5 protein-coding genes and 1 pseudogene are annotated in these 5,247 nt (G+C 69.2%); 2 read left to right on the top strand and 4 right to left on the bottom strand.

What is annotated here, in order from left to right:
- The coding region (locus tag ASC99_RS39540) for a hypothetical protein (RefSeq protein WP_057237395.1) at window positions 1-316 on the bottom strand (316 nt) is incomplete at its 3' end.
- Between the two features lie 271 nt (window positions 317-587).
- Between ASC99_RS39540 and ASC99_RS28500 the strand changes: the two genes are divergently transcribed.
- Entirely contained in the window at window positions 588-980 is a 393-nt protein-coding gene (locus tag ASC99_RS28500) for a hypothetical protein (RefSeq protein ID WP_057237391.1), read from the top strand.
- Window positions 981-1,176: 196 nt separating this feature from the next.
- Here the strand turns inward: ASC99_RS28500 and ASC99_RS28495 are convergent, their stop codons facing one another.
- From ASC99_RS28495 to ASC99_RS41985, 3 genes and pseudogenes are all read right to left on the bottom strand, one after another.
- Window positions 1,177-1,722 carry an SMI1/KNR4 family protein gene (locus ASC99_RS28495; protein ID WP_057237390.1) on the bottom strand — a complete coding sequence of 182 codons (546 nt, stop codon included), beginning with the start codon at window positions 1,720-1,722 and terminating at the stop codon, window positions 1,177-1,179.
- Between the two features lie 131 nt (window positions 1,723-1,853).
- Window positions 1,854-2,102 (bottom strand): annotated as a pseudogene (locus tag ASC99_RS41335) (IS630 family transposase); the annotation flags it as partial.
- A gap of 72 nt (window positions 2,103-2,174) precedes the next feature.
- The gene (locus ASC99_RS41985) at window positions 2,175-2,885 is read right to left on the bottom strand and encodes a transglycosylase family protein (protein WP_063857223.1); all 711 of its coding nucleotides are present in this window, start codon (window positions 2,883-2,885) and stop codon (window positions 2,175-2,177) included.
- 1,936 nt (window positions 2,886-4,821) lie between these two features.
- Between ASC99_RS41985 and ASC99_RS28480 the strand changes: the two genes are divergently transcribed.
- Window positions 4,822-5,232, top strand: coding sequence for a BrxA/BrxB family bacilliredoxin (locus ASC99_RS28480; protein ID WP_255359289.1), 411 nt, complete (start codon window positions 4,822-4,824; stop codon window positions 5,230-5,232).
- Window positions 5,233-5,247: the final 15 nt, after the last annotated feature.

The following is a 5,247-nucleotide window of genomic DNA, read 5'->3' as shown; positions in this document are numbered from 1 at the left end:
GGGGGTGGTCCGTGAGGCTCCGGCTGACCAGGGACAGCGCGCAGGCCCGGTGGTCGGCGGGCAGCCGGTCCAGGGCGGGGACGGCGTCCAGGGAGAGGCCGCTGATGTTGCGCAGGTCGATCCGGGTGGTGAACGTGCGCGGCCACCACGGGATCGGCAGCGAGATGAACGCCTCGACCTCGGCCCGGTCGGGGCCCTCGTCGGAGGTGTCGACCGAGTCGACACCTCCGACGGGGTAATCCTGGGCGAGGAGCTCGGCAGCGACGGCGGCGGTATACGCCCAGGCCCCCCGAGCGAGCTTCTCAAAGCTGGTCATGCTGGACTTCCCCCTTCGGAAATGGTTGGTGCCCGGTCGCCAGTCTCGACTGACGACATGTGAGGCGTGGTCGAAAACCGTCAATCCGCCTACATGAGTTCCTCTGTTGCCTGACCGTGGGCACCCAGATCGACCGTGGCGAAGCCAGCGGGAGCCGCCTGGACGTGGGTCTACCCGGACGAAGAAGGCCGCGCGGAAGGCCGGCGCCGAGATGGCCTGCCTCTGGCGGTGTCGCCGGGCGGATGGGTGGTTGAGGACCGACGCTGATGGTGTGCCCAGAAAGATCAAGCCGCTGGTGGTAGTGCGGCCGCCGTTCGACCTGATCCAGCCGCGCCCGGTGACCGTGCTGCCGGCCGAGGACGCGATGCTCGGCGCCGTTCAATTCGAGGTCAAACTGGACGGGGTGAGAGCCGCCGCCTGGCGGGGCCCGGAGGGCGTCGAGTTGTGGTCGCGGCGCCAGCACCAACTCACCAGCCGCTACCCGGAGATCGTGCCTGCCCTCAACGCCGCCCTGCCGGTCGGGACCACGCTGGACGGGGAAATCTGCGCGTGGAACGGCACCCGGCTCGACTTCCACCAACTCCTCCGCTCCCCCGCCAACCGGCAGGCCAGCGGAGTCGCGCTGTCCTTCGTAACTGGAGGACGTGATCTCCAACCCGGGTGAGGACACTCGAGGGCTTCCCCTCGGCGAGAAGCGTGCCTTGTTGGTGGAGCTGCCGGCGGGCGCGGGCCCGCAGGTGCAACCAGTGATTGTCTGTAAGCACTTCTTTGGGCTCCACCGTGGTAGTGGTTTCTGGCCCCACTGACGTACCAAGTTGATTTGGCTCCACCCCATCCACCGAGTCGGCCGACGAAGACTGCTAGCGGTTTCGCCAGTTGACGAAGGACACCTCGTCCTGCAGGACAATGTTGATCTTCCCCTGTCGAAACGCCGCGTCGCCCAGGAGCCGATGAAGGAACTCGGCCATCCCAAGAGGGAACAACTGCATATCGTCGGTGCCCCTCCCGTACATCAGGACCGGCCATCGATCCGGGTCGTCGTCCGTGGTCACCCAGCAGTAGATGTCCGCGCCCGACGTCACGCCCCACGCCACGATGGACTCGGGGTCCACGTCGAAGTCGGCCTCGTCGCGGCACATCTCCCAGGCCTCGCGGGCGATCTCCGTCTCGTCCTGCAGGCCCGGGCCTGCCGTGTAGGGGTACCCGTCGGCCCGCAGTGACGGCAGCAGGATGCTGATCCCGTCGCTGATCACCCCCGACCCGTACACCTCCATGAAGCGGACGTAGTCCGAGGGGAACCGGGTCCCCCAGGCTGCCTCGACCTCGCCCCAGTCGACCCGCTCGTCGACCCCGTCAGTCACCGGCATGAGCTCGGCAAGTGCCGCCACCGCGTCCGTCCCGCGCATGTCCCACCCTTCGTCCCGCCGCCCGCACTGCGCAGCGCGTCGTCTCCGAGGGCCCAACCTACGAGGCCCGGCTCTACAGCGAGTCTCCGGGGCGCCGCCTCCGGAGCCCTGCCAGATCCGAAAGAGACGGCCTAGTGACCTGAGTCGGAGATTCGCTGGCAGTAGGCGGCGACCTTGTCGAGGATCTCGTCGGCGCTCTTGGTCCAGGCGAAGGGGCGGGGGTGTTCGTTCCAGTCGGCGAGCCAGGTGCGGATGTCGCGTTCGAGGGCCTGGACGGAGCGGTGGACGCCTCGGCGGAGCTTCTTCGCGGTCAGTTCGGCGAACCACCGCTCGACCAGGTTCAGCCAGGACGATCCGGTCGGGGTGAAGTGCAGGTGATACGACGAAGCCTCCCTTCGCTGACCGAGGTCAGGGAAGGGAGGCTTCGTCGTATCCGGGTACCGACCGTCAGGTCAGATGCTCAGCACCTGGCCGGGCAGGATCAGGTCGATGTCACCACCGACGACCGCGGCGTTGTTGGTGTAGAGGGTGTTGAGGTTCACGCCGTGGGCGGCGGCGATGGCGTTCAGGGTGTCACCGCTCTTGACGGTGTAGCTGCCACCGGTGCTCTTCTGCACCGGAGCRGCCGGAGCAGCCGTCTCGACGGGCTTGCGCTCGGTGCTGCGCGAGGCCGCCGAGGTGTCGTTCTTCGGCGCGGCCTTGGTGGTCTGGTCCGCCGACTTGGTGGACTTCGCCGGGGCGGCGGCAGCGGAGGTGTCGACCTGGGCCGCGGAGCCGCCCTTGGTCAGGCCGGCCTTGACGGAGCAGACCGGCCAGGCGCCAGGGCCCTGGGAGGCGAGCACCTTCTCCGCGACGGCGATCTGCTGGCCCTTACTCGCCTGGTCGGCGGAGGCGGCGTACTGGGTGCCGCCGTACGCGGCCCAGGTGCTCGGGGTGAACTGCAGGCCGCCGGAGAACCCGTTGCCCGTGTTGATGTTCCAGTTGCCGGTGCTCTCGCACTGGGCGACGGCGTCCCAGGTCGAGCTGGACGCGGCAGAGGCCGAACTGGCCGTGACGAGGCCCGCCACCGGGAGAGCGGCCACAGCGCCGCCCATCAGGACCATCCGCAGGCGGTTGCGCTTGGCGGAGGTGGTGGCAGCGGTGGTCTCGTTACGGAAGGTCATACAGATCCTCTCGGAAGCCCCGGGCGGACAGCACGGAGCGGCCCCGCACGGGGGTGTACTCCGAGATGTCGCACGCAGCGGGCGGCTGCTCACGTGTCCGACGCGGACTGCCGCCCCGGTCACCTTCACCGCGTATGCCCGGCCGCCTCGTGGGCGGGGGCCGCGGGTGGTGAACCCGGGTGGTGCGCTGTGCACTGGTTACGAAGCTACGAGCCATCGGGGGCTTCGGACAAGCATTTCGGTGAAATGGCAGATCAGGGCGGGGTTACCGAAGGTATGGCCGAGACCGGACCCCCGATTTCAAGGGCCGGGCGGGTCCTCCGGACGATCGTTCAGGGCCCCACTGTGCCCGCCGTCACCCCTTGCGGGTGGTGACGCCGGGCACATCGTCGACCCAGCGCGAGGACGCGGGCACAGATGGTCGGATTCGCGGTGACCACGGCGGCGCCCGCAGTGGCCGCCCTCACAACCGTCTCCCCGAAGCCCGGTCCGCCCGCCAACCGNTCGGTGAAATGGCAGATCAGGGCGGGGTTACCGAAGGTATGGCCGAGACCGGACCCCCGATTTCAAGGGCCGGGCGGGTCCTCCGGACGATCGTTTTGGGCCCACTGTGCCCGCCGTCACCCCTTGCGGGTGGTGACGCCGGGCACATCGTCGACCCAGCGCGAGGACGCGGGCACAGATGGTCGGATTCGCGGTGACCACGGCGGCGCCCGCAGTGGCCGCCCTCACAACCGTCTCCCCGAAGCCCGGTCCGCCCGCCAACCGSCCGTCGTAAGCACGGCAGGAACGTATCGACACCGCACCTCCGGGCACGGCCCGCAAACACCGGGCGGGAGAGGGCAGTCGGACCGGGCCCCGCGCACCCGCCCAGCTCGGTCCACCAGAAGCCGAATCGGGTGCTCGGAATGCCATGAGGTCACAGCACGAAACCAGAGCCCGGATGGGCGGGTGCCCTTCCGTCACACCCACCACGTCACGCAACCACCCGACCCGAAGACAGTCAGAGCGGCCGAGACCGGGGCCAGGGCAATGCCCGACCGGACCGCTGGGACGGGACCTGTTGGGGCGGAGCAGCGGAGCAGGTCAGCAGCCACCAAGCACCCGGGACGGCCCCAGCCCCCGGACGGCCCGGCGAGTCCCCGTCAACCCCGGCCAGCCGGACCGGCGACCACCCGCCGTCACCGAAACCGGAGCGCCCCGCAGAGCCCCGAGCAGCCCGGACCGGGCCCCGGAGACCCGCCCGGATTGGTCTACCAAAGCCCGATCCGAGCGCCCGAAACGCTGACAGGTCACGGAGTGAAGCGGTACCGGAACAGCCCGGACCAGTTCCGTCACACCCGCCACATCACGCAACCACCAGCAGCCAGCCCGGAGGCAGCCAGGGCAGACAGCCGGGTGGGCAGCAGGGCGGACGGACAGCCGAACGGGCAGAGCGGCCGAACGGGACCGGGCCGGAGGCAGGCGAGCGGACGGGCGGATGGGACGAGCGGACGGGGACAGGCAGGCGGGTGGACTCCCCGCCGGGGCAGGGATTCTCACCCAACCTGCGACAGTCCTCACCCAACCCACCACACCAGGCCAGGCAGCCGGGCCGGGCGGACCAGGCCGGGCTTGATCGTCAGTGAGTTTGGGAGCCACCCCTATCGGGTGATGCCTCGTCATGCTTGTTTCGTGTCCCGGGTGTCGTCGCCGGAGCGTGCCGGCGATCGGAAGGTCGGCTGGTCCCGGTCCCCTCGGATTGAGTCCCAGTCAGTCCCGGCCCAGGTGAATCCGGCCTCGTAGCCCGAGAGCCGCGGAGGCCGACCAACTGCCGTGGCGCGTGCCAGATCCCGGCGGGATGTGCGGGAAGGCCCGCTCGCAGCACACTCGCCCAAGCACTCTGAGTGACTCATCCATAGTTCTCAGTGAGGATTGGTAATGCCCGTACTCACCACTGCTGGTCAAGCCCATGAAGGACGAGCTGACCGAGATCGGCTTCGTCGAGCTGCTGACCGCCGACGACGTCGACCGAGCCATGAAGGACGCCGCCACCGGCACGACCCTGGTGGCCATCAACTCCGCCAACTCCTGCGCTGCCTTTGCGGCCCGGCCCGGTGCCTGGCTCGCCCTCTCGGGTGATGCCAAGCGCCCTGACCGGCTGCTCACCGTCTTCGACGAGCAGGACATCGAAGCCACCGCCCAGATGCGCTCCTACCTCGAGGACATCCCCCCGTCCCACCCCTCCTTCGTCCTCTTCAAGGACGCCGAACTCGTCTACTTCCTCCCCCGCCACCGCATCGAAGGGGTCGATGCCCAGATGGTCGCCTCTCAGCTCGAAGGAGCGTTCAACGAGTACGGCCAGTAAGAGCCGCACCGCCGC

The organism is Kitasatospora sp. Root107 (assembly GCF_001424875.1).
Classification (GTDB): domain Bacteria; phylum Actinomycetota; class Actinomycetes; order Streptomycetales; family Streptomycetaceae; genus Kitasatospora.
This window is presented reverse-complemented; position numbering and strand designations above follow the sequence as displayed.